Origin of the sequence: Fulvimonas sp. R45 (assembly GCF_030504985.1) — a bacterium.
Taxonomy (GTDB): domain Bacteria; phylum Pseudomonadota; class Gammaproteobacteria; order Xanthomonadales; family Rhodanobacteraceae; genus Rhodanobacter_A.
On record NZ_JASERU010000005.1, the window covers coordinates 1 to 25,606 of the forward strand.

At 71.2% G+C, this 25,606-nt stretch carries 19 protein-coding genes; 9 read left to right on the top strand and 10 right to left on the bottom strand.

The features are described 5' to 3' along the window. Positions 1–414: 414 nt before the first annotated feature. The gene (locus tag QMK61_RS05955; RefSeq protein ID WP_302071181.1) at positions 415–2,631 is read right to left on the bottom strand and encodes a prolyl oligopeptidase family serine peptidase; all 2,217 of its coding nucleotides are present in this window, start codon (positions 2,629–2,631) and stop codon (positions 415–417) included. A 294-nt stretch (positions 2,632–2,925) separates the two neighbouring features. On the opposite strand from QMK61_RS05955, the gene QMK61_RS05960 reads away from it, so the two are divergent. From QMK61_RS05960 to QMK61_RS05970, 3 genes are all read left to right on the top strand, one after another. Then, entirely contained in the window at positions 2,926–3,822 is an 897-nt protein-coding gene (locus tag QMK61_RS05960) for an isocitrate lyase/PEP mutase family protein (RefSeq protein ID WP_302071183.1), read from the top strand. A gap of 148 nt (positions 3,823–3,970) precedes the next feature. Next, on the top strand, positions 3,971–4,576 hold the full coding sequence (locus QMK61_RS05965; protein WP_302071184.1) for an OmpH family outer membrane protein: 606 nt from the start codon (positions 3,971–3,973) through the stop codon (positions 4,574–4,576). A 340-nt stretch (positions 4,577–4,916) separates the two neighbouring features. After that, a complete protein-coding gene (locus tag QMK61_RS05970) occupies positions 4,917–5,837 on the top strand; it encodes a M14 family metallocarboxypeptidase (RefSeq protein ID WP_302071186.1) in 921 nt (306 codons plus the stop codon). 51 nt (positions 5,838–5,888) lie between these two features. On the opposite strand, the gene QMK61_RS05975 is transcribed toward QMK61_RS05970, so the two are convergent. Continuing rightward, positions 5,889–6,683, bottom strand: a complete 795-nt coding sequence (locus QMK61_RS05975; RefSeq protein WP_302071188.1) for an SDR family oxidoreductase — start codon at positions 6,681–6,683, stop codon at positions 5,889–5,891. A gap of 52 nt (positions 6,684–6,735) precedes the next feature. Next, positions 6,736–7,584: an endonuclease/exonuclease/phosphatase family protein gene (locus tag QMK61_RS05980; protein WP_302071189.1), complete on the bottom strand. Its 849-nt coding sequence runs from the start codon at positions 7,582–7,584 to the stop codon at positions 6,736–6,738. Positions 7,585–7,731: 147 nt separating this feature from the next. Here QMK61_RS05980 and QMK61_RS05985 point away from each other — a divergent pair, with 147 nt between their 5' ends. From QMK61_RS05985 to QMK61_RS06000, 4 genes are all read left to right on the top strand, one after another. Next, positions 7,732–9,111 carry a pitrilysin family protein gene (locus QMK61_RS05985; RefSeq protein ID WP_302071190.1) on the top strand — a complete coding sequence of 460 codons (1,380 nt, stop codon included), beginning with the start codon at positions 7,732–7,734 and terminating at the stop codon, positions 9,109–9,111. Next, a complete protein-coding gene (locus tag QMK61_RS05990; RefSeq protein WP_302071192.1) occupies positions 9,108–10,571 on the top strand; it encodes a pitrilysin family protein in 1,464 nt (487 codons plus the stop codon). Before QMK61_RS05985 ends, QMK61_RS05990 begins: the two co-directional genes overlap by 4 nt. 269 nt (positions 10,572–10,840) lie before the next feature. Continuing rightward, positions 10,841–11,587, top strand: coding sequence for a hypothetical protein (locus tag QMK61_RS05995; RefSeq protein ID WP_302071193.1), 747 nt, complete (start codon positions 10,841–10,843; stop codon positions 11,585–11,587). A gap of 108 nt (positions 11,588–11,695) precedes the next feature. Beyond that, positions 11,696–12,082 carry a YciI family protein gene (locus QMK61_RS06000; RefSeq protein WP_302071195.1) on the top strand — a complete coding sequence of 129 codons (387 nt, stop codon included), beginning with the start codon at positions 11,696–11,698 and terminating at the stop codon, positions 12,080–12,082. 21 nt (positions 12,083–12,103) lie between these two features. Here the strand turns inward: QMK61_RS06000 and tsaA are convergent, their stop codons facing one another. The 7 genes from tsaA to QMK61_RS06035 all read right to left on the bottom strand — a co-directional run bounded on the left by tsaA (position 12,104) and on the right by QMK61_RS06035 (position 21,391). Beyond that, positions 12,104–12,637 carry a tRNA (N6-threonylcarbamoyladenosine(37)-N6)-methyltransferase TrmO gene (gene tsaA / locus QMK61_RS06005; RefSeq protein WP_302071196.1) on the bottom strand — a complete coding sequence of 178 codons (534 nt, stop codon included), beginning with the start codon at positions 12,635–12,637 and terminating at the stop codon, positions 12,104–12,106. Between the two features lie 55 nt (positions 12,638–12,692). After that, complete coding sequence (locus QMK61_RS06010; protein WP_302071197.1) at positions 12,693–13,487, bottom strand: META and DUF4377 domain-containing protein; 795 nt, start codon at positions 13,485–13,487, stop codon at positions 12,693–12,695. Positions 13,488–13,801: 314 nt separating this feature from the next. Continuing rightward, positions 13,802–14,560, bottom strand: coding sequence for a DUF6445 family protein (locus QMK61_RS06015; RefSeq protein ID WP_302071198.1), 759 nt, complete (start codon positions 14,558–14,560; stop codon positions 13,802–13,804). 64 nt (positions 14,561–14,624) lie between these two features. Then, positions 14,625–16,142 carry a tryptophan halogenase family protein gene (locus tag QMK61_RS06020; RefSeq protein WP_302071200.1) on the bottom strand — a complete coding sequence of 506 codons (1,518 nt, stop codon included), beginning with the start codon at positions 16,140–16,142 and terminating at the stop codon, positions 14,625–14,627. 126 nt (positions 16,143–16,268) lie between these two features. Then, positions 16,269–17,291, bottom strand: a complete 1,023-nt coding sequence (locus QMK61_RS06025) for a cupin-like domain-containing protein (RefSeq protein ID WP_302071201.1) — start codon at positions 17,289–17,291, stop codon at positions 16,269–16,271. 5 nt (positions 17,292–17,296) lie between these two features. Further along, on the bottom strand, positions 17,297–18,049 hold the full coding sequence (locus QMK61_RS06030; RefSeq protein WP_302071202.1) for a SapC family protein: 753 nt from the start codon (positions 18,047–18,049) through the stop codon (positions 17,297–17,299). A 132-nt stretch (positions 18,050–18,181) separates the two neighbouring features. After that, positions 18,182–21,391, bottom strand: coding sequence for a TonB-dependent receptor (locus tag QMK61_RS06035; RefSeq protein WP_302071203.1), 3,210 nt, complete (start codon positions 21,389–21,391; stop codon positions 18,182–18,184). Positions 21,392–21,661: 270 nt separating this feature from the next. Between QMK61_RS06035 and QMK61_RS06040 the strand changes: the two genes are divergently transcribed. Both QMK61_RS06040 and QMK61_RS06045 read left to right on the top strand, forming a co-directional pair. Then, positions 21,662–22,690 carry a LacI family DNA-binding transcriptional regulator gene (locus QMK61_RS06040; RefSeq protein WP_302071204.1) on the top strand — a complete coding sequence of 343 codons (1,029 nt, stop codon included), beginning with the start codon at positions 21,662–21,664 and terminating at the stop codon, positions 22,688–22,690. Between the two features lie 239 nt (positions 22,691–22,929). Beyond that, positions 22,930–25,446 carry a glycoside hydrolase family 3 protein gene (locus tag QMK61_RS06045; protein WP_302071455.1) on the top strand — a complete coding sequence of 839 codons (2,517 nt, stop codon included), beginning with the start codon at positions 22,930–22,932 and terminating at the stop codon, positions 25,444–25,446. The last annotated feature ends 160 nt before the right edge of the window (positions 25,447–25,606 follow it).

Genomic DNA, 25,606 nt, shown 5'->3' on the forward strand with positions numbered 1-25,606 from the left:
GCGACGCCTGTTGCAACTGGCCAGCCGGCTCAACCCCAAGCAACTGGCCACCAGCAAGCGCGGCCCCAGGAAGAGCCGAGCTAACGCGGGCTATGTCGACGGTACCCTCGCCCGGTCACACGTCTCCACCGCGCGGGTCATGGCTGAGGCGAAGAAAAGACGTTGAAAGGCATGGGTCTGAGAGCCTGTTCACGATCTCCGCGTAGCCCGCGCCGGGAGCTGTTTGCACGCAGGCCAAGGAAGAGTGAGGGCGTGGGCGTCCGTCCACGACTGAACGATGACGCCGGCCTGTGGGCCAAAGCAAGGCCACGCGGGCCACGCGGAGATCGTGAACAGGCTCTGAGGTGGCCCCATGCTGGCGCCTGTCCGGTCAAGGCCGGGTCGCGGCGACGGCACGGGGCGCGGGGCGCGCCTTCACGTGCCGGGCAGTTGCGCGTCGAGGAAGGCGTAGACGTCGGCGAACTCCGCCGCCTCGGCGCCGAGCGAATGCTGGATGCCGTGCCCGCCGTTGGCGTCCGTGCGGATCCACACCGGCCGGCCGCTGGTGTCGTTGGCGCGCAGGCGGGCGGCGAACTTGCCGGTTTCCCAGGGCGCCACGCGGCTGTCGTTGAGGCCCACGTCCATCATCACCGCGGGGTAGGCGGTATGCGGCCTGATCTGCTGGTAGGGATCCATCGCCAGCATCCACGGGAAATCCGCGGCCTTGCCCGGGTCGCCCATTTCGTTGACCTGGTTGGCGCCGTTGGGCTCGTGCAGCAGGCGCACCGGGTTGAGCAGGCTGACCATGAACAGGGCGGCGCCGAACGCGTGGGGGTAGTGCGTCACCGCGCCGCCGATCAGCAGGCCGCCGGCGCTGCCGGAGATCAGCGCGGTACGCGCGGGCTGGCTGTAGCCCAGCTCGCTCAGCCGCGCCACGCCGGCGACGAAGTCCTCCACGCCCTTGTGCTTGTTCGGTCCCTTGCCGGCCAGGTGCCAGGCCTCGCCTTTCTCGCCGCCGCCGCGCACGTGCGCATAGGCGAAGACGTTGCCGCGCTTGACCCATTCCAGCCGCACCGGCTTGAACGACGGCACGACGGGCAGCCCGTAGCTGCCGTAGCCGAACAGGATGGCGCGGTGGGAACCGTCGAGCTTGATGTCCTTGCGGTGCAGGATGGTCAGCGGCACGCGGGTGCCGTCCTTGCTCACCAGCTCGGTCTCGGTCGCCTCGATCATGCTGTAGTCGGCCGGGCTGGCCTCGTCCTGGCCGAGGCCGTGCAGGGTGCGGTCGGCCGGGTCGTAGCGCCAGGATTTCGGCGGCGTGGTCCAGCCGCGCAGTTCGAGCAGGAAGCCGTCCTCGTCGCCGTCGGCATGGAACAGCGAGGCGGCGCCGGCCAGCGGCATCGGCACCGTGTCGACCTTGCCACTGCGGTAGTCGATGCGGCGCACGCCGTCGATGCCGTCGCGCGACACCTTCACGTACAGTGCGTCGCGCGCCGGCGCCACCTGTTGCGTGTCGTAGAGGCTGAGGCCGACGATCATGTCGTCGCCCTGCAGCGGCAGGATGGAGCGGGCGTCCCTGATCGTCGCTCCCGGGCGCGACAGGTCCAGCGCCAGCAGCTCGCCGTTGGAGCGCGCGCGGGTGGAGACCAGGTAGAGCGTGTCGCCGTGGATGGCGGCCGACTGCACCTGGTCGTCGAGGTTCGCGATGCAGCGCCAGTGCGCGCCGGGCTTCACCGCTTCGGCCTGGGTCGTCACGCAGAAGCTCTGGCTGGCCTGCGCGCCCGACGCCACGCCCAGCGCCCAGCGCGAGCCGGCGGGGAAATCCACGGTCGGGAAGCGGTTGGAAGGTATCGGGAACGACGGGTTGCTGCCTTCGCCGGTGCCGGCGCGCAGCAGGACCGGGTCCTGCGCCGCGGGCGTGCCCAGCCGGTGCAGGCGCAGGCGCATGTCCTGCAGCGGGTCGCCGCCGGTGCGCTGCCCGGGCGGCGCCATCTGGGTGTAGGCGAAGCCGCTGCCGTCGGGCAGCCAATCCGCGCCGAACTCGCCCCACACCGGTTCGACCGCGTCGCCGGTCGGCTTGCCGCTGGCGACGTCGAGCACCTCCAGGCGGGTGACTTCGTTGCCGCCGTGGTCGATGTCCACCGCCACCTTGCGGCCGTCCGGCGAAGGCACGAACACGGTGATCGAGGCGTGGCCGCCGTCGCCGGCGAGCGTGCCGGGATCGAGCAGCACGCGCTCGCGGCCGTCCGCCTCGCGCACCATCAGCGTGCCGTTGCCCTGCGCGGCCTGGCGGATGAAGAACAACCGCCCGCCGGCGTAGCGCTGGGCACGGTGGATCACCGTGCCGCCGCTGGTCGCCTGCAGCGCCTGCTGCCAGGCCTTCAGCGTGGGCAGCGCATCCAGCTTCGCGCGCGTGTAGGCGCCCTGCGCCGCGAGCCAGTGCTGGAACTCGGCGTTGTGCTCGCCTTCCATCCAGCGGTAGGGATCGTGCAGGGTGACGCCGAAGACGTGGTCGACCACGTCCGCCGCGCGCGTCGGCGGCGGTCCGTCGGCCTGCGCGGCGAGCGCGGGCGGGGCGCACAGCGCCAGGACGCAGGCCATGGCGGCGAAGCATGGCGGAAGGGAGCGGTGGTGCGGGGGCACGCGGCGCATGGCCATCTCCTGGCGGGAATCGTTCCGGAGAGTATTCCTCCTGCCGGGGGCGGGACACGGCCATCGGTCACGCCGTACGCGGCGCGTGACGGACACCCCGGAAAAACACACCGCCGCCGCCCGTCTTGCCGCGCCGGCGACAGGGGCTTGATGGCGACGCGACGATCCCGACTGGCGCCTGGGCGGCTGCACCCCGCCTCCACGCGGCCGACACGGCGGGCCGGGATCATCGCCGCCAACGGCCATGGGCACGCCGACCATCGGTTCCCGGCATGGCCACGCGGAGAGAACGGCATGACCCGGACGCAAGCGCCCGCCCGCAAGGACGACGGGCTCCCGACCTGGAAGGCACTGGTCGCCGGACCGGCGCCGCTGCTGCTGCCGACCGCCCACGACGCGCTCACCGCCCGGCTGGCCGAGCGCGTCGGGTTCAAGGCCTACCAGGTGGGCGGGTTCGCCCTCGACGGCGCCCATTACGGCGTGCCGGACATCGACCTGACCCATTTCGGCGAGAAGTCCGCGGTGATCCGGCAGACCATCGGCGCGTGCTCCCTGCCGGTGCTGGTGGACGGCGACGACGGCTACGGCGACGTGAAGAACGTCACCCGCACGGTGCGCGGCTACGAGGCGATGGGCGCGTCGGCGATCTTCATCGAGGACCAGCAGGCGCCCAAGAGCTGCGGCCAGGAAGGGCGGAAGAAGGTGATCCCCGCCCGGGTCATGGTCGGCAAGATCAAGGCCGCGCTGGCCGCCCGCCGCAGCCCGGACATGTTCATCCTGGCGCGTACCGACGCGCGCAGCGCCATCGGGCTGGACGAGGCGATCCGCCGTGGCGCGCAGTACCGCGACGCCGGCGCCGACGGCCTCTACATCGAGGGACTGGAAAGCGCGCGGGAGCTGGAGCAGGTCGGCAAGGCGCTGGAGGGAACGCCGCTGGCGACCACGATGATGGAGGGCGGCGGCAAGCTGCCCTGGCTGTCGCCGGCGGAGATCGGCGGCTACGGCTTCTCGATGATCCTGTACCCGACCACGGTGCTGTTCCGGGCGGCCCGGGCGATCGAGCGGGCGCTGGCGGACCTGCTCGCCGGCAAGCCGATGGCGTCGGAGGACGCCATGGACCGCACCGGCTTCGAGGAGGTCGTCGGCAAGCCGGAATGGGCGCGGATCGAGCAGATGTTCAAGGTGGAATGAGCGCGGCGGCGGGCCGACGCCGGCTGAACGCGCGACCGCCGCCGGAGCGGTCGTCGCCGGCCGCGCGGCCGCTTCGGGGTATGCTGGCGCGACGCCGTGCGCCGAGGCGGTGCGCGGCATCCCTCGCCCATCCACTGGACCCGACGCCATGAACATGTCCCGCTCCCTGCTCACCGCCGCGCTGGTCGCCGCCGCGGCTGGTCTTTCCCTCGTCCCCGCGCCGCCGGCGCGCGCCGCCACCGGCACCGAGCTCGGCGGCAACCCCGTGCCGGGCGTCTGCATGCTCTCGCGCGAGGCGGTGTTCGCGCAGTCCAAGGTGGGGCAGGCCGCGAGCGCGCGGCTGAAGCAGCTGGCGCAGCAGCAGCAGTCGGCGCTGGACGGCCAGCGCAAGCCGCTGGATGCCGACATCCAGGCCTTCCAGCAGAAGGCGCAATCGCTGACCGAAGCGCAGCGCAAGCAGCAGGGCCAGGCGCTGCAGCAGCGCATGCAGGCGTTCCAGGGCCAGGTGAACCAGCTTGACGGGCGCATCCAGCTGACCCGCGGCAAGGTGATGCAGCAGATCGGCCAGCAGGCCGAGCCGATCGTCGCCACTGCCTACAACAGCCACCACTGCGGCCTGCTGCTGAACCGCGACGCGGTGCTGGGCGGCAACACCACCAACGACCTCACCAGCGACGTGGTGCAGGGCCTGGACCGCAAGATCACCTCGCTGAGCTTCAACCTGGAGCCGCTGCCGGCAGGCAACGGCAAGTAAGAGCCTGTTCACGATCTCCAGGCACCTCGCGCCGGGAGCTGTTTGCGCGCAGGCCAAGGAAGAGTGAAGGAGTGGACGTCCGTCCACGACTGAGCGATGACGCGGGCCTGTGGGCCAACAGACCCGGCCCTCCGGGTTGGCCTCGCATGGCCGCCATGCGGCAGCGCGCGGCTTGGCCTGCCCGCCAGGCAGGCCGGCGCCACGCACTACACCTGACGGCCATGCGAGGCCAACGCGAGGTACTTGGAGACCGTGAACAGGCTCAAAGCCGGCGGACGCGGGCGGGCCGGATGCTAGAGTGTCCGGCCCGCCCCCGATGCCAGCACGGAGCCCGCCCGAGATGACCACCCGCAGCTTCTACCCGATCGGCACGCCCGGCACCCCCTGGGGGCCGCAGGAAGTGGCCGAGTGGCGTTCGCGGCAGGTGCGCCGGCGCAGCTACGCGGTCGACGTGCTGGAACGGATCGGCGCCCTGCGCGCGCGCTTCGACGTGGCCGAGTACGGCCAGCTGGACTACGCGCCCGACAGCTACCCGCTGTTCCTGGTGCGCAGCCGCGAATGGCGCGACGAGCTGCCGGTCGCGCTGGTGACCGGCGGCGTGCATGGCTACGAGACCAGCGGCGTGCACGGTGCGCTGCAGTTCCTGGAACGGGACGCGGCGCGCTACGCGGGCCGGTTCAACCTGCTGGCGGTGCCCTGCGTGAGCCCGTGGGGCTACGAACGCATCCACCGCTGGAACGCGGACGCGCTCGACCCGAACCGCAACTTCCGCGAGGACAGCCCCGCGCAGGAGTCGGCGGCGCTGTGGCAGCTGCTGGCGCCGCTGCACGGACGCGTGCGGGTGCACATCGACCTGCACGAGACCACCGACAGCGACGAGAGCGAGTTCCGCCCCGCGCTGGCGGCGCGCGACGGCAAGCCGTTCGAGCCGGGCACCATCCCCGACGGCTTCTACCTGTGCGCGGACAGCGCGCGGCCCGAGCCGGCCTTCCAGCAGGCGGTGATCGACGCGGTGGCGCGGGTCACCCACATCGCGCCGGCCGATCCCGACGGCACCATCATCGGCTCGCCGGTGGTGGCGCACGGCGTGATCGAGTACGCCTGCCGCGAACTGGGCCTGTGCGCCGGCATCACCGACGCGCACTACCGCACCACCACCGAGGTCTATCCCGACAGCCCGCACGCCACGCCGGCGCAGTGCAACGACGCGCAGGCCGCCGCGGTGCGCGCGGCGCTGGACTACGCGCTGGCGCACGCCTGACATCGGCGCCGGCCGCGCGACGCGGTCGGCGCCGCAACCGGCAACAGGCGCTCAGACCACCGAGCGCACCACGCCGCCGTCCACGCGCACGGCGGCGCCGGTGGTGGCGGAGGCCTGCTCGGAGGCGAGGTAGACCGACAGGTTCGCCACTTCCTCCACCGTGGCCAGCCGGCGGATCAGCGAGCTGGGACGGTGGGTGCGGATGAAGTCGCGCTCGACTTCTTCCAGGCGGGTGCCCTGCTCGGTGGCCAGCTTGCTGAAGAAGGCGCCGACGCCTTCCGAGCGGGTCGGGCCGGGCAGGATCGCGTTGACGGTGACGCCGGTGCCGGCCAGCGTCTCGGCCAGGCCGCGCGACACCGCCAGCTGCGCGGTCTTGGTCGTGCCGTAGTGGACCATCTCGGCGGGGATCTGCACCGCTGATTCGCTGGAGACGAACTGGATCCGCCCCCAGCCGCGCCGGGCCATGCCCTGCGCGTAGTGGCGCGCCAGGCGCACGCCGCCCAGCACGTTCACCTCGAAGAAGCGCAGCCAGTCCTCGTCGGGAATCTCGAAGAAGCCCTTGGGCTCGAAGATGCCGAGGTTGTTGACCAGGATGTCCGCCTCGGGCACCTGCGCGATCAGTCGCGCCGCGCCTTCGGCGGTGCCCAGGTCGCCGGCGACGCCGGTGAGCTGCGCGCCCGGCGCGTCGGTGGCGATGGCGGCGATGGCCTGGTCCACGCGCGCCTGGCTGCGGCCGGTGACCACCACCCGCGCGCCGGCCCGCGCCAGGCCGGTGGCGATGGCGCGGCCGATGCCGGCGGTGGAGCCGGTGACGATGGCGGTGCGCAGGCTGAGATCGATGTGCATGGGACGGCTCCGGAAGGGGGAACCGCCGATGTGGTTCCGGGGCCGGGCGGACTCAATGCCTTGCCGGCTTCCATTGCAGTTCGGTGAACACCGGGAAATGGTCCGACGGATAGCGCTTGCCTTCGTGCGTGGTCACGGTGGCGTAGCTCAATGGCTTGAAGCCGCGCTCCAGGATCCAGTCGATGCGCTGGTCGGGCACGCCGGTGAAGTCGTGGAAGGTCTTCTCCGGCCCGGTGGGGTGGGCCACGGCCGCGCGCGCGTCCTGCAGCGCCTTGGTCAGCATGGCGTAGACCTGGCTGGACGGATCGGTGTTGAAGTCGCCGGTGAGCACCACCGGCGTGCCGGCCGGCAGTTTGGCGATGCGCGCCGCGATTTCCGCCGCGCAGCGGTTGCGCGCCTCGACGTCCTGCTCGCGGTAGGGGAAGTGGGTGTTGTAGTAGTAGAAGATGCGGCCGTTGCGGCGGTCCTCGAACTTCGCCCAGGTGACCATGCGTGGCATCGGGTGGCCCCAGCTGATGCTGCCGGGCACGTCCGGCGTGTCGGACAGCCAGAAGTTGCCCGATGCCAGCACGCGCAGGCGGTCGCGGCGGTAGAACACGCCCATGTGCTCGTCGCCGTCGCCGCCGTAGCGGCCCTCGCCGAACCACGTGTAGCCCGGCAGCTTGCTCACCAGGTAGTCGCCCTGCTGCTTGTACAGCTCCTGCGTGCCCATCACGTCGGGGTGCTGCTCGCGGATGGTGCGCACCATCAGGTCGCGGCGCAGCTCCCAGCGGTTGGGCCCGTCCTTGGCGGCGAGGGTGCGCACGTTGAAGCTCATCACGCGCAGGGTCTGCGCGGCGAGTGGCGCGGCGAGGCAGGTCATGGCGAGGAGGGCGGTCGCCCAGCGGTGTAACCGGCGCATGCGGTGCTCCTGCAGTGGATGACCGCGACAGCCTAGCGCGTCGACTCCGCGGGCGCAGCCGCTGGGCTTCACCCGCGCACGACGCGCCCGCGATCATGGCCGCGGGCATTCCTTGCTACAGTCGCGGCTCGTCACCAAGGAGCCGCCATGCGCCTGCCTCTCGCCGCTTTCCTCGCCCTGGCCATCGCCGCGCCCGGCGCCGGCGTGGCGGCCGTGCCGGCCGCCGGCCCGGCGCTGAAGATCCCGCCGGTCCGCTACCAGCAGCGCACCCTGCCCAACGGCTTGCAGGTGCTGAGCATCGAAGACCACTCCAGCCCCACCGTGGCGGTGCAGATGTGGTACCACGTCGGCTCCAAGGACGACCCCGAGGGCCGCTCCGGCTTCGCGCACCTGTTCGAGCACCTGATGTTCAAGAGCACGAAGCACATGCACGCCGAGCAGATGGACCGGCTCACCGAGGACGTCGGCGGCGCCAACAACGCTACCACCGGCGACGACGTCACCAACTACTTCGAGGTGGTGCCGTCCAACCACCTGCGCACGCTGCTGTGGGCCGAGGCCGAGCGGCTGTCGAACCTCAACGTGGACGAGGCGAACTTCAAGTCCGAGCGCGCGGTGGTGGAGGAGGAGTACCGCCAGAGCGTGCTGGCCCAGCCGTACGGGCGGCTGTTCAACGCGATCGACGTGCATTCCTTCGCGGTGCACCCGTACAAGCGCCCCACCATCGGCAGCATCCACGACCTGGAAGCCGCCACGCTGGCCGACGTGATCGCCTTCCACAAGACCTTCTACCGCCCGGACAACGCCACCCTGATCGTCGCCGGCGACTTCGAGCCGAAGCAGCTCGACGCCTGGGTGAACCAGTACTTTGGCTGGATCCCGAAGCCGGCCGCGCCGATCCCCCAGGTCGCCGCGCAGGAGCCGGCGCGCACGCGCGACGCGCGCTACACCGAGACCTCGCCCACCGCGCCGCTGCCGGCGGTGGCGATGACCTGGCTGATCCCGCCCGCGTCCAGCCCCGACTCGGCCGCGCTGAACGTGGCCGCGGCGCTGCTCGCCGGCGGCGATTCCTCGCGTCTGCACCAGTCGCTGGTCTATCGCGGCCAGGTCGCCTCGCAGGTAGGCGTGATGGCCGACCAGCGCATGGGCCCGGGCCTGTTCACCGCCTACGCCATCCTCGCCAGCGGGCATGAGCCCGCGCAGGCCGAGCAGGGCATCCGCGACGGCATTGCGAAGCTGGCCGCGGGGCCGGTCGACGCCGCCGAGCTGGACAAGGTGAAGACGCAGCTGCTCACCGACGCGCTGCGCCAGCGCCAGACCGCGCAGGGCAAGGCCTTCGCCCTGGGCCAGGCGGCGCTGATCGAGGGCGACCCCGCCGACGTCAACACCGACCTCGACGCGCTGCAGGCGGTCACCGCCGCCGACGTGCGGCGCGTGCTGGAGCAGTACGTCACCGGCGCGCACAGCGTCACCATCGACTACCTGCCCGAGCCGGCCGGAAAGACGGCCAAGGAGAGCGCACGATGACCGCCCGCACCACGCTCGCCGCCGGCCTGCTGTCCGGCCTGATGACCCTGGCCACGGGGGCGCAGGCCGCGTCGCCGCCGGCCGAACGCTTCCCCGGCGAACCGCCGCCGCCCGGGCCGGCGCCGGTGCTGCGCCTGCCCGTGCCGCAGCAGCACACCCTGGCCAACGGCCTGCAGGTGGTGGTGGCGCGGCGCGAGGGCCTGCCGCTGGTCACCGCGCACCTGATCGTGCGCGCCGGCAGCGAGACCGATCCCGCCGGCGAGGCCGGCCTGGCCGCGCTCACCGCCACGCTGCTGACGCGCGGCGCCGGCGGCATGGGCGCGCCCGAGATCGCCGCCGCCGCCGAGGCGCTGGGCGGCTCGCTGGACGCCGGGTCCGGCTGGGACGAGTCCGACGTGGACATCACCGTCACCACGCCGAAGCTGCCCGCCGCGCTAAAGCTGATGTCCACCGTGGTGGAACATCCCGACTTCGCGCAGGACGAGCTGGACCGCGCGCGCAAGCAGACGGCCGACGACCTGCGCCTGCGCCTGTCGCGCCCCACCGGCATGGCCGCCCTGCTGGCGCAGCGCGCGGTGTTCGGCGACGGCGCCTACGGCCATTCCGCGATGGGCACGCCGCAATCGCTGCCGCGCATCGCGCGCGCCGACGTGGTGCGCCAGCACGCCACCTGGTACCGCCCGGACAATGCCATCCTGGTGCTGGCCGGCGACATCGACCTGGCCACCGCCACGCGCCTGGCGGAAACCGCCTTCGGCGGCTGGAAGGCGCCCGCCGCGGCGTTGCCGGCGAAGCCCGCCGGCGTCGGCAAGGGCGACGCGCCGGCGCTGCTGGTGGTGGACCAGAAGGGCGCGGGCCAGGCCGGCGTGGTCGCCGCGCACCTGGGCATCCGCCGCGGCGACGCCGACTTCTACGCCGGCGAGGTGGCCAACGCGGTGCTGGGCGGTTCCTACTCGGCGCGGCTCAACGAGGAGATCCGCATCAAGCGCGGATTGAGCTACGGCGCGTCGAGCCGGCTGGATGCGCGCCGCGATCCCGGCCAGTGGATGGCGGTGGTGCAGACCAAGAACCCCTCGGCGGCGCAGGTGGTGCAACTGGTCGGACAGGAGTTCGACCGACTGGCGCAGGCGCCGGTGCCGGCCGCCGAGCTGGCCGCACGCAAGGCCACCCTGGTCGGTGGCTACGGCCGCAGCCTGGAGACCACCGGCGGCCTCGCCGCGCAGGTGGGCGAGCTGGCGCTGTACGGCGTCCCGCTCGACGCGGTCGGCCAGTACATCCGGCGCGTGCAGGCGGTGACGCCGGCGCAGGTGCAGGCCTTCGCCAGGGCGCATCTCGGCGACGCCGGCACCCGCGTGGTGGTGGTGGGCGACGCGGCGCAGTTCGGCGCCGCGCTGAAGCGCACGCACCCGCGACTGGAACAGGTCGAGTACGACGCGGTGCGGCTGGACGCGCCGCACTGAGGGAATCCCGTCGCGCCGGACACGCATGCCTGTCCGGCGCGACCGCCAGCGCTTGCATCGCGCACGGCATCTGCGTACCCTGCGCGCTCCCATCCACCCAGCCACAAGGAGGACTCAGCCATGAATGTCGTTGTTGCCGCCTCCGCCGGGTCGATGCGCGCCTGATCGTTTCCGCCAGCTTCGCTGGCGCGTTCCATCCCTCGCTTCGCACCCCGGCGTCCGCCGTTCTCCCGCGGGAGGACGCGTCCTGTTCCGTTTCGGGGTAACGCATGCCTTTCCAGAACTATTCCCTGCACCAGCTCGGCTGGCGGCCGCAGTACGCGCGCGAGTTGGCGCTGGACGATTTCGAGGCCGGCTATCCGGCGCGCGTGACCGCACTGCGGCACGGCAGCGTGTCGTTGCTGTCCTCGCGCGGCGCCGGCACGGCAGCGCTGGCGTGGCACCTGGCCGGCGCCGGCATCGTCCCGGGCGATTGGGTGATGGTGGCGCGGGCGGGCGGATGCGTGTCGACGCTGCTGCCGCGCCACTCGCTGCTGGCGCCCGCGGCGGCGAACCTCGATACCGTGTTCGTGACCGGCACGGTTGGCCCGGGCCTGGACGTGCCGCGGTTGCAGCGCGACCTGGCGCTGGCGCGTGCCGCCGGCATCGCGCCGGTGCTGGTGCTGGACGGCGTCGGCCGGACGGGGGACGCGCCCGCCCGCCTCGACGCGCTGCGCCGCTGGCTGCCGGTCGCGGACGCGGTGGCGCTGGACGGCGCCGATCCGTGCGCGGCGACGCGGCTGGCGCCATGGCTGGAGCCGGGCTGCACCGTGGCCTTCCTGGGCGGAGCACCGGCGCTGTCCGCCCGGCTCGCCGCCACCGGCATGCGGCACGGCACGATGATCGCCACGGCCGGCGGCGCCTGGGTGGTCGACATGCCGGCGTCGCGCCCGCCGCTCGTGTGCGAGGAGCCGGAGGCCTGCCCCGTCGCGCCCGTGAAGCGGGTGGCGTCGGCCGGGCTCGCCGGGCGGACCTGAGCGCGGTTCCCGGCGCTGCCCGGCCGCGTGCGCCACGGCGCGGCGGGCATCGTATGCTTGCCGTTCCCCCGCCGCGCGAACGCCGCGGCCCAGCCCTGCGAGGTGGACATGAAGTTCCTGATGATGGTCTACAGCGACGACACCCTGCTGCAAGAACTGCCTGCCGGCGAGTTCGAGACGCGCATGAAGGGCTGCTTCGAGCACGCCGACGAACTGCAGGCCGAAGGCAAGCTGCTGGGTTCGCAGCAGCTGGAGCATCCGGTCACGGCGCGTTCGGTGCGCGTGCGCGACCAGCGCGCCAGCGTGGTGGACGGGCCGTTCGCGGAGACCAAGGAGTACCTGGCCGGTTTCAACCTGATCGAGGCGGCCGACATGGACGAGGCGATGCGGATCGCGATGTCGTTCCCGTGGGCACAGACCGGCTGCATCGAAGTGCGGCCGGTGCGCGACATGGACATGGTGCGCCAGCGCGTGGGCGCGCCCGCCGCGGCCTGACCGCGCCGCTCGATCGCGGGTTCAGTCCGCGACCGGCCGCCGCGGCTTGCGCGGTCCGGGCGCGGAACGCCGGCCCTGCGCGGCGTCGATGGCGTCGATCCAGCCGGCGTGCGCGTGCGGGAAGGCGTCGGCGTAGGGCACGTAGGGCTTGATGTCGAGGATGGGCGTGCCGTCGAGCAGGTCCATGCCGCGCACCCGCAGCACGCGTTCCTCCACCGACAGCAGTTCCACCGCGGACAGACCGATCGCGTTGGGCCGGTGCGGCGAGCGGGTGGCCAGCACGCTGCGCTTGCCGCCGCCGCGGGGCGGCCGCACCTCGGCCTTCCAGCCTTCGCTGCGGTGGAAGGCGAACAGCAGCCACAGGCGCTCGAAGCCGGCGAGGTCGCGGAAGGCCTCGGCGGGCAGGTCGTCGACGAAGGCGACCGTGGCCTCGGCGGCGCGGCCGGTCTCGGTGCCTGCCGTCACCGTGGGCTGGTGCGGCGCGTCGATGCGCCGCGCGTAGGGCGAGCGGGCGTAGGCGATCGGACGGAAGCTGAAGGCGGCGGATGCGGTCATGGCAGGCCGTGGAGGGCCGCCGCGCGCACGGCGCGACGGTGCTGCCGCATGGCGGTCAATGCCGCGGGTCCGCGCCGGTTTCCGGTGCGTGCGACTCCACCACCATGTCGAGCACGTAGGCGAACGACGGGGCGTCGGCGGGCGGGTTCTTGATCGCATAGCGCTTCACCCGCAGCACGTTGCGCACGCCGGCCTGGTGGGTGTAGCCCTCGATGTCCTGGGCGAGCGGGTGCCATTCGCCGGGCGTGCCGCTCTTCAGGCCGTTGGCGGCGTAGTGGATCTCGCGCACGTCGAGGCACTGCTTGCCCGGCATCAGCGGGTGGTTGCACGGCACGGTCTGCGGCGCCACCTCGAGGAACTCGGTCGTGCCCTCGCCGCCGTAGCGGGTCTCCGGCGTGGGCTGGCCGGTGAACAGCAGCGTGGCGCCGTCGGCGGTGGTCAGTCGCAGCTCGGGCTGCGCGCCCCGGTGCAGCAGCTCGAACCCCAGCGTGCCCTGCAGGCGCCGGCTGGCGTCGCGCTCCATCGCCATCAGCGTCTTGTCGGCGCAGAACATCATGGTGTGGTTGAGCGGACCGATGGCGAGCTTGTGGCCCTCGACGCGGTAGCCGCCGCCCATGGCGTTGCAGGCGTGGCTGATGCTCATGCGCCCGTCGGCGAAGTCCAGCTGCAGCGGGCGGGACGGCTTGGCGAACAGGTCGTCCAGCCGCCGGCCGTCGGCACCGGTGGCCTGGCTGAGTTGCCAGTGGTACTGGCCCAGCGTGCGCCCGGGGTCGGCGGCGCGGGCGGCATGGGCGAGCATCGGTGCGCAGGCGAGCAGGGCCAGCGAAAGCCGGGGCAGGCGACGGATCATGATGCGTCCTCCATGGATGGCAGGTGATCAGCATACGCCGCCGGCGCCGCTGCCGGCCGGATGCGGGATAAACACGCGCTTTGCGGGTCATGGGCGGGAAAAAAAGCCCCCACCGGGGTGGGGGCCAAGGGCACGTCCGGGAACGTGCGGGGTGCCGGCCGGCGGCCTGCGCGGGGGCGGGTAGCCCGGCAGGCCACCGACGGGCGGGGTTGGGCCGGCGGGGACCGGCCCGGACCGCGGGAAGCCAACGGGGAGGGCGGCTTCCCGCGGGGCCGCGCGGGTTTCCCCGCGCGGGTCGAACGAAAGGTCTCCGGTCAGGTCTCCGGCGCGCCCCGCTTTCCCGGCCCGGTCGCCGGGGGAAGGCCTTGTGCGGGTTCCTGCGCCACGTCGATGAAGGTGTTGATCGACAAGCGCCCCGCCAGCGGATCGGGCGGTGGGACGCGATCGTTGTCGATGCAGGCCGAATGCAGCGAGTTGCGCCGGTACACGAGCATGCGGTTGAACGCGGCATCGGCCCTGGCGGTCTGTTCGAACAGCGCGGTGTCGCCGTTGATGTAGCCCGGCGGCGGTGCGTTGCCGCCCTGGCCTTCCGCCTCGAGTCGCCGGAAGTAGGTTTCGCGGCGCGACGGGTCGATGGACTCGAACCCGGTGCCGCGGTGACGGTAGAACGCGGTGCCGCCCCAGTCGCCGCGGAACAGGTAATGCACGGTGGCCAGCCCGTCCCGGTCGGACGAGTCGATGTGCGGCACGCGTTGCAGGAAGCTCAGCGCTTCCGGCGGCGTGGCCACCAGCGAGTAGTGGCACATCGAAAAGCGGAAGCGGCCACGCGGGATCCCGAAATGCTCCTGCAGCAGCGGATCGAGCACCGATTCGAGGAAGGGCTGGTACATGGCCGGCGCGGGGGCGCGCTGGCCGGGAAAGTACCTGCCCTTGCGGTCGAAGGCCCGGCTCACGGCCCGGCGCACCAGGCGTTCGGGATCGGCGACGAGATGGTCGATGACGAGCAGGACCGCACCCTCGTTGCCGAGGATGCGTTTCTCGACGCGCATGGCCGCATGGGGCTGGATCAGCATGGCGCGGAATGCCCGGAAATCGTGAAGAACGGATGGCGGACACGATGCCGCCCGGCGCCCGGGCTCACGCCGCGGGCCGGTGCATGTCCCACACCCCCGGCGCCGCCTTGCAGTAGCGGTCGACGAAGGCCTGCTGCGGGGGCAGCTGCGGGACGGTGCGCTCGATCGGGCCGCGGATGCTGTCGAGCAGGCGGCGCAGGTCGGCGTCGGACAGCTCGCGCGGCAGCGGGTGATGCTGCTTCGGGACGATCCCCTGGCCCAGCAGCACGTGTATCCACGAAGTGGTCGCGAACAGCTCGCCCGGCTCGTACCAGACATACGCGCGGTCGCGCCAGGCGTCGATGCGCAGCTGCAGCGAATCCGGCAGCTTCATCTCGCGGCAGTCCGTCCACATCTTTTCCGTGCGCTGGTTGGCGTGGTAGTGCAGGACGATGAAGTCGCGCACGTGTTCCAGCTCGCGGCGGCAGGTGTCGTTGTAGAGGTTCACCAGCGAGTCGGGGATGCCTTCGGACGGGAACAGCTCGACCAGCTTCATGACCGCGCTCATCGCCAGGTGGATGCTGGTCGATTCCAGCGGCTCGATGAAGCCGCTGGCCAGGCCCAGCGCCACCACGTTCCTGTTCCAGGCCTTCAGGCGGCGGCCGGTGCGGAAGCGCACCTGCCAGGGGTCCTTGACCGGCTCGGCGCCCACGTCGCGCAGCAGCTTGGCCTGCGCCTCGTCGTCGGACATGTAGCGGCTGTCGTACACCAGGCCGCAGCCGACGCGATGCTGCACCGGGATGTGCCAGCGCCAGCCGGCCTCGTGGGCGATGGCGCGCGTGTACGGCACCGGCGACGGATCGACGGAGCGGGTCTGCACCGCGATCGCGCGGTCGCAGGGCAGCCAGTGGTTCCAGTCCTCGTAGCCGGTCTTCAGGGTCTGCTCGATCAGCAGGCCGCGGAAGCCGGTGCAGTCGATGAAGAAGTCGCCCTCGATCACCTGGCCGTCTTCGAGCACCAGGGCTTCCACGTAGCCGCTGTCGGGGTTCTGCCGCACCTGCTGGATCTTGCCCTCGACCTGGCGGATCCCGCAGGGCTGGAACTTCTCGCGCAGGAACTTGACGTAGAGCGCCGCGTCCATGTGGTACGCGTAGTTGATCTTGGGGTCGTCGACGATCGCGAAGCGGTCGGCGAGCGAGGCCATCGCCTCCAGGCTGTACTCGTGCAGTTCCGACTGCATGCCGCGGCGCACGCTTTCCAGCCAGAATTGCTCGAAGCCGGCCACCAGCGTGCCCTTGCCGGTGATGCCGAAGGGGTGGATGTAGCGGTGGCCGGGCCGCACGAAGTTCTCGAACGAGATGGACAGCTTGAAGCCGCCGGCCACCGCGCGCAGGAATTCCTGCTCGTCGATGTTCATGAACCGGTGGTAGTTGCGTATCGGCGGCACGGTGGCCTCGCCGACGCCGACGGTGGCGATCGCGGAGGACTCGACCAGCGTGACCTCGAGCTGCTCCCTGAGCTGGTAGGCCAGCGTGCTCGCCGCGATCCACCCTGCCGTGCCGCCGCCGGCCACCACCACCTTGCGAATCCTGTCTGTACCCACGTCTGTGTCTCCCCCACTCGATCGTGCATCGTCTTGCCCTGCATGGCAGGGTCCGGTATCACCTGGAACCCGGCCGGCCCCGGCACGACGGGCGGCGCACGGGCCGCCTTTCGGCATGGCCGGCGTTCATCGGTTCAATTGGTTGATCAGCATGGCCCGCAATTGCCGGATCCGGGTCTCGTCGAGCGGACCGAGCACGTCGCGCGCCGCCTCGGGCAGGTGCGCGCCGGCCTGCCCGGCGGGACCGAACACGTAGTAGTCGAAGATCGCCCGCCAGGCGCGCTTTTCCCGCTCGGGGCGGTCGCGGATGCTCCACAGCGCGTGGTACAGCGCATGCATCGGTGTCGGCACGTGCGCCGGCATGCTGCTCCACCAGTAGTTGAGCAGCACGTTGAACGGCTCCAGCCCCTCCACGTGGTGCCACCACGGGTTGGGGATGAAAACGGCGTCGCCGGGTTCCAGCACCGCGCCTTGCGCCGCGGCCAGCGCGTCGCGGAAGCGCGGGTGGCGCGCGAAGTCGGGCGCGGCGAAATCGACCACGCTGACGGCCTGCCCGCCCGGCGTCGGCTCCAGCGGCCCCGGGTAGAGGTTGGCGATCTGCTCGGGCGGGAACAGCGTGAACCGGCGCCGGCCGACGGCATTGCACGCGATGTTGTTCATCGCGTCGTAATGCGCCGAGGCGATGGTGCGGTTGCCGATCCAGATGCGCGGCGGCGCATCGATGCCGCAGGCGGCGAAATCCAGGTCGCCGGCGTCGCGGAGACCCGGCAGCAGGGCGTCGACCGGAGCCGATGCCATGTACCAGGTCGGCGGGCGCGGGTCGTCGAGGTGGGCGGCGAGGGCGTCGAGCAGCTCGTCGAGGCTGCCGCGCCGGACCTCGCAATTGATCCGGGTGTAGTCGTCGCTGTAGAACACCCGGCCGGCGATGTCGGGGGCGCCGTACGAATACTGGACGGGGCGCTGGTTGTAGTACCCGCGGAGGCAGGCCATGGCGTCCGCCGCCGAGCGCCGGCCCGCCTGCGTCAACGCCCAGTCGCGCACCAGGCCGCGCAGCACGACGGGCTGTCCCGCGTCGAGCAGTTCGTCGATGGGCAGGGCATCGGGCCGGACGTCCGATCGCTCGCGGATGCTGGCTGCAGGGGGCGTCATCGCCGTCAGCCCGCGTTGGCGGCGGCTTCCTGCCGGCCCAGGCGGCGCTGCTTCTCGGCCATCAGCCGGCGCAGGTTGTGCATGGATGCCATGACCAGGTAGGCGCCCTCGAGATAGCCCGCGCGGTGCAGCGCATGCAGCGATGCGGCGTCCAGCGCGGCGAGCCGTTCGCGGTCGATGCCCAGCAGGCCGGTGACGTTGGCGCCGTGTCCGGCGTCGAACGTGATGTCGAGCGTGACCGGTTGGATCAGGCCCAGGGCGTCGAAGGCCCGGTACATCGCCTTGCCGCCTTCCACGCCGTCGCGGATGCCGCGCAGCACCGTGGTGACGTGCTCCAGGTACGGACTGTTGCCGCCCTGGGGAAGAAAGACCGGTTCGCCTTCGCGGAAGTTGACCCGCGGATGGTCCAGGTCGACGCTGATCACGGCCTCGCTGCGCAACTCGCCGTCGACGTTCCGTTCCTGGAAGCCGACCAGGAACGGACCCCTGGCGACGTGGCCGGGCAGGTAGCCCGCGTTCCAGCGCCCGTCCTGCAGATACAGGTTTTCGTCGTGGCTGAAGCCCAGCAGGACCACGGAGCGGTACTCGCCGCTCGCGCCGTCCTGCTGGAAAAAGATCGGGTATTCGCGTACCAGTTCGGCGTATTCGGTGGGGTAGGCCGGCACCATGCCGATGGCGTCCCCGAACGCCTCGCCAAAGCGCGTGGCGACGCGCAGGTCCTTGTGCGCCACGTTGTTGAGCAGTTCGTACCGCGCCATTCCAGTCCCCGAGGATCGCCTTGCGCACTATTTTCGAAACATCGGCAACCGGTCAAGCTGCCGCATGGCAGGAGAAAGCGGAGGCCGCCACGACTGCGGCGGCCTCCTTTCCGTGCCCGTACCGGGTCGGGCTCAGAACTTGTAGCGCACGCCGAGCTCGTAGCGCGGCTTCTGGTCCTCCAGCCTCACGAACTCGCTCTCCGTGCGTGCGCGCCAACGCACGTCCTCGCCGGTCAGGTTGATCCCGTCGAACTGGAACGACAGGTGGTCGTTCACGTTGTAGCCGATGCTCAGGTCGTACTGGTGGTACGCGTCCACGTAGTACGGATTGCGGCTGTTGCCGTTCTGGTTGGTCGCGGTCAGGAACTTGCCGCGCCAGTTGTAGGCCAGGCGCACCGAGAAACCGTACTTCTCGTACATCAGCACGGCGTTGGCGCTGTCGCTGAGGCCGGTCAACGCGAACTGGTCGACGCCCGGGTCGCCGGCATCGTTGTAGTGCACGTCGCCATTGACGATGGTGTAGTTGGCCTGGATGCCGAAGCCGGTATCGCCCAGGAAGTACTGGCCGCCGAGTTCCCAGCCGTGCAGCATGGCGCTGTGCTGGTTGGCCGGCTTGGTGACGGCGAAGTTGTACAGCGGATCGTCGGGGTTGGCGGTGACGTCGTACTTGCTTTCCAGGGCCAGCGACTGGGCGTCGGTGCCGTTGTATGCGGCCAGGCCGCCGGTCTCCGGGTTCGACAGCATCGCCACCGTGGCGAACAGCGTCGTGTCGTTGACTGCGCACGGCACGCCGCCATTCTGGGCCGTGCAGGCGGCGCTCTTCAGGAACGCCTCGGCCTGCTGCGCACGCGGGCCCGAGGTCGGGTCGCGCTCGCCATACAGGTTCTCGTCCGTCACTGTGGTGCCGATGAAGTTGGCGACGCGCTTGTCCCAGAACGTGACCGACACGTAGCTGGACTTGGCGAAGTACCACTCCAGGCCCAGGTCGAGGTTGTCGGACGTCAGCGGCTTCAGGCCCGGGTCGTTGTCGTTGCCGGTGGCCTGCGACGACGCATTGATCAGGGTCGAACCGGTGGGAGCGTTCGCGTTCGCGCCTGCGTACAGGTTGCCGTACGGCACGCGCGCGATGGTCTTGCTGTACGACGCACGCCCCTGCAGCGAGTCGGTGAAGTTGATGCTGAAGTCGATGTTGGGCAGCAGGTTGCTGTAGCTGCCGCTTCCGCCCACCGGCTGGACCTGGGTGCCGGTCGGATTCTGGAAGTCGTTGTTCGACTGCCAGATGATGCCGCTCGGAACGCCGATCATCGAGGAGGAGCTGACGTCGGTCTGCTCGTAGCGCAAGCCGAAGCGGGTGGTGGTCGGCATGTCGCCGATCTGGCCGTTCAGCACGAGCTGCCCATAGGCCGCCCGGGTGTTCTCGATGACGGTGTTGTTGGCCGCCAGCATCGGGCTGACCCTGTACGAGGCGCCCGGATACTTGCCGACGGCCCATTGCGCGAGGTCGTCCGCGTTGCCGATCCAGGTGCTCCGCGCGATGCCGCTGGTGTTGTAGCCATCGAACAGGCCGACGGTGTCGACGGCATGCAGGTGATCCATCAGGTCGGGATACTCGCCCGCGTCGTCCACGCCCCAGGAGCCAAGGTTCGAGGAATTCTGGGCGGCTTGGGTGCGGTGCAGCTTCGTCTTGGAGAAATCGGCGCCGAACTGGAAGCGGCCGTTGTCGAACTGCAGGTCGCCGCCGAACCTGGCTTCCTTGACCTCGGTGGTCTGCGCCTGCGCGTCGATGCGCAGGGGCTGGGTGCCGATGTTGTTGGCCGCGAACGGCACGTTGACCTGGCCGGCGCCGGTGGCATTCGCGGTCGGGTACCAGGTGCGGGTGGCGATCGGCAGGCCGTTGTTGAAGAAGAACTCCTGGCCCCACGAGCCGCCGCACTGCGGGCCGGTGGCGCAGTTGTTGCTGCCGGCGATGCTGATCTGCGTGGCGCCGCCGCCCGTCAGCGGATCGTCGGGCAGGCTGCGGCTCTTGGCGTCGTGCAGGTCCATGGTCAGCGTGAGGCCGTCGTTGACGACCCACTCGGTGTTGAAGCCGATGTCGTCCAGCTTGTAAAGCTGGTCGTAATGCTCCTGCTCCATGCCGAAGTCCTTGGTGCCGACGACATCGCGGATGTACGTCGGCGTGGCAACGGCGCCGCTGGTGTCGAACGTCACGTCGCTGAAGTCCTGCTGCTGCAGCCACATGCTCTGCTCGCCGCGGTTGGCCTGGATGTGGTACCTGGAATACAGGTAGTCCAACGTCATGGTCACGCCGTCGATCGGCGCGAGCTGGAACACCGCATGGGCGTTCTTGCGCTTGCTCGTGAAGTCGTAATACGCGTAGCGGACGTCGTTGGGAATCGCGTACAACTGCCCTACGCCGGGCTCGTTGACGATATGGGTCTGGGTGCTGAATCCGTTGGGATTTTTGGTGGGGTCGGTGGTATTGATGCCCGGCCAGCGCTGCACGGCCCAGGTGTTCTCGGTCGACTGCACCGAGCCGCCGTGGCGCCTGTCGAAGCTGGCGTCGATGCCGATACCCCAGGTCTTGTCCGGGTTGGCGTAGCTGAAATTGCCCGAGAAGTCCGGCGTGATGCTGTTGCCGAACGGTTCGGAGGTGTCGTAGATGCCCTTGGCGCCGACGGAGGCGATCACCTTGCCGCCGGGGTGGTCGAACGGACGGGGGGTCTGGATGTCGATGGTGGCGCCGATGCCGCCGCTGGCCACGTCGGCCCGGCCGGTCTTGTAGACCTCCAGGGCGCTGATGCCGTCGGGCGACAACTGGGCGAAGTTGAACGAGCGCGTGCCGCCGTCGACGTTGCCGAGCGGCACCTGGCCGGGTGCGCCGAAGGCGTCGGCGCCGGGAATGGTACGGCCGTCGACGGTGACCATGTTGAAGTCCGGCCCGAAGCCGCGGACGGTCACCTGCGAGCCCTCGCCGTTGCGGCGGTCGATCGACACGCCGGTGATGCGCTGCAGCGACTCGGCCAGGTTGGTATCCGGGAACTTGCCGATGTCCTCGGCGCTGACCGCGTCGACGACGCCGATGGCGTAGCGCTTGATGTTCATCGATTGCTCGAGACTGTTGCGCACGCCACTGACCGTCACGGTCTGCAGCGTCGTCGTCGTCTTCTGCGCGTCGTCGTCCTTGGCGGTCTTCTGCCCGGCCTGGGTGGCCTTCTGCCCGGCCTGGGGGGGCGGGGTGCCTGGATTCTGCTGGGATGGTGCCGCCTGCCCGTCGGCAAACGCGTTGCCTGATGCGAGCACGGCGAATATCGCGCCGTAGAGCGCCGAATAGCGATACTTCATTTCAGGTCTCTCCCCATGGAATGAAATTTGTGATGCCCGCTGGGGGCACGTCGGATCTGGTTGCCGACGCCGCCGGTTTACCGGATCATGACAGCGCTGTCAATTAAATTGATAGCGCTACCACTCTACCCTGTGTGGCGCGGGCTGTCTGCTGAGGACATTTGGTCATAAGCGGTCGGCGCGCCGGCGGGTGTGGCGCGTCCGCAGCTGGCCATGCGTGCTCCGGGGGGGGGGGCGTCGCGCCGCCAGCGAAAGCAGCACGGGAGACCCATGAGGACACGTATCGAGGATGTGGCGCGCAGGGCGGGGGTTTCGCCCAAGACCGTGTCGCGGGTATTGAACAACGAGCCGAACGTGCGCGAGGCGCTGCGCGAGCGGATCCTGGAAGCGGTGAAGGCGCTGGGCTACCGGCCCAACCCGTCGGCGCGCAGCCTGGCCAGCCAGCGCTCGTTCCTGGTCGCGCTGCTGTACGACAACCCCTCGCCGTACTACGTGATGGAGGTGCAGGGCGGCGTGCTCGACGCCTGCGACGCGCAGCGCTACAGCATGATGGTGCGGCCGCTGCCGTCCGGCGCGCCGGACTTCCTGGAGCGGGTGGAGGCGCTGCTGTCGCAGTTTCGTCCCGACGGCCTGGTGCTGACGCCGCCGATCGCCGACCACGTGGCCCTGCTCGCCCTGCTTGCCGCGCGCGGCGTGCCGCATGCGCGCATCTCGCCGGAAAACCGCGACGCGGGCGTGGGCGCCACCCTGGACGAGCGCGCGGCGGCGCGCGAGATGGTGCGGCACCTGGTCGCGCTGGGGCACCGGCGCATCGCGCACATCACCGGCCACCACGCGCACGGCGCCAGCGGCTGGCGCCTGCGCGGCTACCGCGAGGGGCTGGCGCAGGCGCACCTGCCGTACGACCCGGCGCTGGTGGTCGAGGGACTGTTCTCGTTCGACTCCGGCGTGGCGGCCGCAGGCCGGCTGTTCGCGTTGCGCCGGCGCCCCACCGCGGTGTTCGCCGGCAACGACGACACCGCCGCCGGCGTGATGTGGGCGGCGGCCGAGCGCGGGCTGGCGGTGCCGCGCGACGTGTCGGTCTGCGGCTTCGACGACACCCCGCTGTCGCGCCAAGTGTGGCCGTCGCTCACCACGGTGTGCCAGCCCAGCCAGGACATGGGGCGCATCGCCACGCAGCAGCTGCTGCGCGCGATCGAGGGGAACGCGGAAGGCGCCATGGTGTCGGTGCCGTTCGCATTGCGCCTGCGCCGCTCGACCGGGCCGGCGCCGCAGCGCAGGCGTGGGCGGCGCGATTGAGTGGCGCGGCGCGGCCGGCTGCAGGGGCGGGGGAGGGGATGGGCTTCGCCGCGATGCCTGGAGTGGATGATGCACCCGCACGCGGCTCGGCCAGACCAATTTGACAGCGCTGTCATTTTCTGCGGATACTCGATCGAAACCCATCGAAGCGGCGTGCGTGCGCGTCGCCGTGCCCGGTCGTGAGGAGAGTTGCCGTGCGGTTTGTCTTTCGTGATGCAGGCGTGTCGTGGTGCGGCTGGATGCTGGTCGCGGGTCTTTCCGCGGCGGCGGTGGGCGTGGTCCATGCCGCCGCCGCCGGGCCGGCCGGCGAGGCCGCGACGACGGTGCACCCGGCGCAGTGGCCGAAGGTGGCCTGGCCGCTGCCGCGCGACGCGGCGCTGGAGCGCCGCGTGCAGGCGCTGATGGCGAAGATGTCGCTGCGCGACAAGGTGGGCCAGGTGATCCAGGCCGACATCGGCAGCGTGACGCCGGAGGACGTGCGCACCTACCGGCTCGGCGCGATCCTCGCCGGCGGCAATTCCAAGCCCGGCGGCGGGCTGCTGGCTGGCCCGGCGCAATGGCTGGCGCTGTCCGACGCGTTCTACCGCGCCTCGGTGGATACCCGCGGCGGTGGCGTGGCGATCCCGGTGCTGTTCGGCGTGGACGCGGTGCACGGCAACAACGACGTGCTGGGCGCCACCATCTTCCCGCAGAACGCCACGCTGGGCGCCGCGCGCGATCCGGAACTGATGCGCGCGATCGGCGCGGCCACCGCCGAGGAGGCGCGCGCCGCCGGCATCGACTGGACCTTCGCGCCCACCCTGGCCGTGCCGCAGGACGACCGCTGGGGGCGCAGCTACGAGGGCTATTCGGAAAACCCGGCGGTGGTGGCCAGCTACGCGGCCGCGGTCGTCGAGGGATTGCAGGGCAGGCCGGGCACGCCGCAGTTCCTCGACAGTAGCCACGTCATCGCCTCCGCCAAGCATTTCCTCGGCGACGGCTCGACCAAGGACGGCAGGGACCAGGGCGATGCCGAGGTCAGCGAGACCCGGCTGCGCGAGATCGCCAACGCCGGCTACCCGCCCGCGATCGCGGCCGGCGTGCAGACCGTGATGGCGTCGTTCTCGAGCTGGAACGGGGTGAAGATGAGCGGCGACAAGGGCCTGCTCACCGACGTGCTGAAGCGGCGCATGGACTTCCAGGGCTTCGTGGTCGGCGACTGGAACAGCCACGGCCAGGTGGCCGGCTGCAGCAACGTGGACTGCCCGCAGGCGATCGATGCCGGCCTGGACATGTACATGGCGCCGGACAGCTGGCGCGGGCTGTACGAGCACACGCTGGCCGAGGCGAAGTCGGGCGCGATCCCGATGGCGCGGCTGGACGACGCGGTGGCGCGCATCCTGCGCGTGAAGCTGCGGCTGGGCCTGTTCGAGCAGGGCGCGCCGTCGACGCAGCCGCTGGGCGGCCACTTCGAGCTGATCGGCAACGCGGCGCACCGTGCGCTGGCGCGGCGCGCGGTGCGCGAGTCGCTGGTGCTGCTGAAGAACGCGCACCACCTGCTGCCGCTCGACCCGAGGCAGCGCATCCTGGTCGCCGGCGACGGCGCGGACAACATTCCCAAGCAGAGCGGCGGCTGGACGCTGACCTGGCAGGGCACCGGCACCACCAACGCCGATTTCCCGCACGGCGAGTCGATCTGGGCCGGCATCCGCGACCAGGTGCAAGCCGCCGGCGGCACGGCCGAGCTGTCGGTGGACGGCGATTACGCGCGCAAACCCGACGTGGCGATCGTGGTGTACGGCGAGAACCCCTACGCCGAGTTCCAGGGCGACGTGCCCACGCTGGCGTTTTCGCCCGGCGACGACACCGACCTCGACCTGGTCCGCCGCCTGCGCGCGCGGGGCATCCCGGTGGTGTCGGTGTTCCTGTCCGGGCGGCCGCTGTGGGTGAATCCCGAGATCAACGCCTCGGACGCCTTCGTCGCCGCGGGCCTGCCCGGCAGCGAGGGTGCGGGCGTGGCCGACGTGCTGCTGCGCGACGCCGCCGGCAAGGTGCGGTACGACTTCCACGGCAAGCTGGCCTACTCGTGGCCGCGCACCGCGGTGCAGACGCCGCTCAACGTGGGGCAGAAGGACTACCACCCGCAGTTCCCGTTCGGCTACGGCCTGACCTACGAGGACGACGGCGACCTCGGCAAGCTGCCCGAAATCTCCGGGCTGCCGGCCAACGTGGCCGCGCCGGGCGTGTATCTCGAGCGCGGCAAGCCGGTCGGCGGCCTGGCGCTGGTGCTGGAGTCCGGCGGCGCCGCGCAAAAGGCGGCCGCCACGCCCGCGGCGACCGCCGACGGCCGCCTGCGCATGGTGGCGGAGGACTACCGGCGGCAGGAGGACGCGCGGCGCTTCGCCTGGTCGGGCGACGCCGCGCTCGCGCTGCGCGCCGGCAAGGCGCTCGACCTCGGCCGCCAGGCCAACGGCGACGTGCTGCTGGTGGCCACGATGAAGATCGACGCGCTCGGGCCCGGCCGCGTCACGTGGGGCATGGACTGCGGCGCGCACTGCGCCGCGCGCGTGCCGGTGGACGCGGCGCTGGCCGCGCTGCCGAAGGACCAGTGGCTGCGCGTGGGCATGCCGCTGAAGTGCTTCCAGCGGGCGGGCGCGGACATGCGCCGCATCGACGTGCCGTTCCGGCTGGAGAGCGCGGCGCGCGGCGCGATCAGCCTCGCCCGCGTGGCGCTGGGGACGGACGTGGACAGCACGCTGCCCTGCGGCACGAAGTAACGCGCCGATGTGCGCCCTCTCCCCCGGGAGAGGGTGTGGGCGGACTCCGCGCAAGCCCGGGGCTCCGCTCCAATCCCGATCCTCGCCCCGGCCCCTGCGGCGGGGCTTCGCAGGCAGGGCGGCGCGAAGCCGGTACCAACGACGATCCATCATCCAACCG

Excerpts from the sequence above, each read along its gene's own strand:
- QMK61_RS06025 (WP_302071201.1), bottom strand. The coding sequence starts at position 17,291 with ATGACGCCCCCTGCAGCCAGCATCCGCGAGCGATCGGACGTCCGGCCC.
- QMK61_RS05975 (WP_302071188.1), bottom strand. The coding sequence starts at position 6,683 with ATGCACATCGATCTCAGCCTGCGCACCGCCATCGTCACCGGCTCCACC.
- QMK61_RS06015 (WP_302071198.1), bottom strand. The coding sequence starts at position 14,560 with ATGCTGATCCAGCCCCATGCGGCCATGCGCGTCGAGAAACGCATCCTC.
- QMK61_RS05960 (WP_302071183.1), top strand. The coding sequence starts at position 2,926 with ATGACCCGGACGCAAGCGCCCGCCCGCAAGGACGACGGGCTCCCGACC.
- QMK61_RS06035 (WP_302071203.1), bottom strand. The coding sequence starts at position 21,391 with ATGAAGTATCGCTATTCGGCGCTCTACGGCGCGATATTCGCCGTGCTC.
- QMK61_RS05965 (WP_302071184.1), top strand. The coding sequence starts at position 3,971 with ATGAACATGTCCCGCTCCCTGCTCACCGCCGCGCTGGTCGCCGCCGCG.
- QMK61_RS05995 (WP_302071193.1), top strand. The coding sequence starts at position 10,841 with ATGCCTTTCCAGAACTATTCCCTGCACCAGCTCGGCTGGCGGCCGCAG.
- QMK61_RS06010 (WP_302071197.1), bottom strand. The coding sequence starts at position 13,487 with ATGATCCGTCGCCTGCCCCGGCTTTCGCTGGCCCTGCTCGCCTGCGCA.
- QMK61_RS06045 (WP_302071455.1), top strand. The coding sequence starts at position 22,930 with ATGCTGGTCGCGGGTCTTTCCGCGGCGGCGGTGGGCGTGGTCCATGCC.
- QMK61_RS05990 (WP_302071192.1), top strand. The coding sequence starts at position 9,108 with ATGACCGCCCGCACCACGCTCGCCGCCGGCCTGCTGTCCGGCCTGATG.
- QMK61_RS06000 (WP_302071195.1), top strand. The coding sequence starts at position 11,696 with ATGAAGTTCCTGATGATGGTCTACAGCGACGACACCCTGCTGCAAGAA.
- QMK61_RS06040 (WP_302071204.1), top strand. The coding sequence starts at position 21,662 with ATGAGGACACGTATCGAGGATGTGGCGCGCAGGGCGGGGGTTTCGCCC.
- QMK61_RS05985 (WP_302071190.1), top strand. The coding sequence starts at position 7,732 with ATGCGCCTGCCTCTCGCCGCTTTCCTCGCCCTGGCCATCGCCGCGCCC.
- QMK61_RS06030 (WP_302071202.1), bottom strand. The coding sequence starts at position 18,049 with ATGGCGCGGTACGAACTGCTCAACAACGTGGCGCACAAGGACCTGCGC.
- QMK61_RS05980 (WP_302071189.1), bottom strand. The coding sequence starts at position 7,584 with ATGCGCCGGTTACACCGCTGGGCGACCGCCCTCCTCGCCATGACCTGC.
- QMK61_RS05955 (WP_302071181.1), bottom strand. The coding sequence starts at position 2,631 with ATGCGCCGCGTGCCCCCGCACCACCGCTCCCTTCCGCCATGCTTCGCC.
- QMK61_RS05970 (WP_302071186.1), top strand. The coding sequence starts at position 4,917 with ATGACCACCCGCAGCTTCTACCCGATCGGCACGCCCGGCACCCCCTGG.
- tsaA (WP_302071196.1), bottom strand. The coding sequence starts at position 12,637 with ATGACCGCATCCGCCGCCTTCAGCTTCCGTCCGATCGCCTACGCCCGC.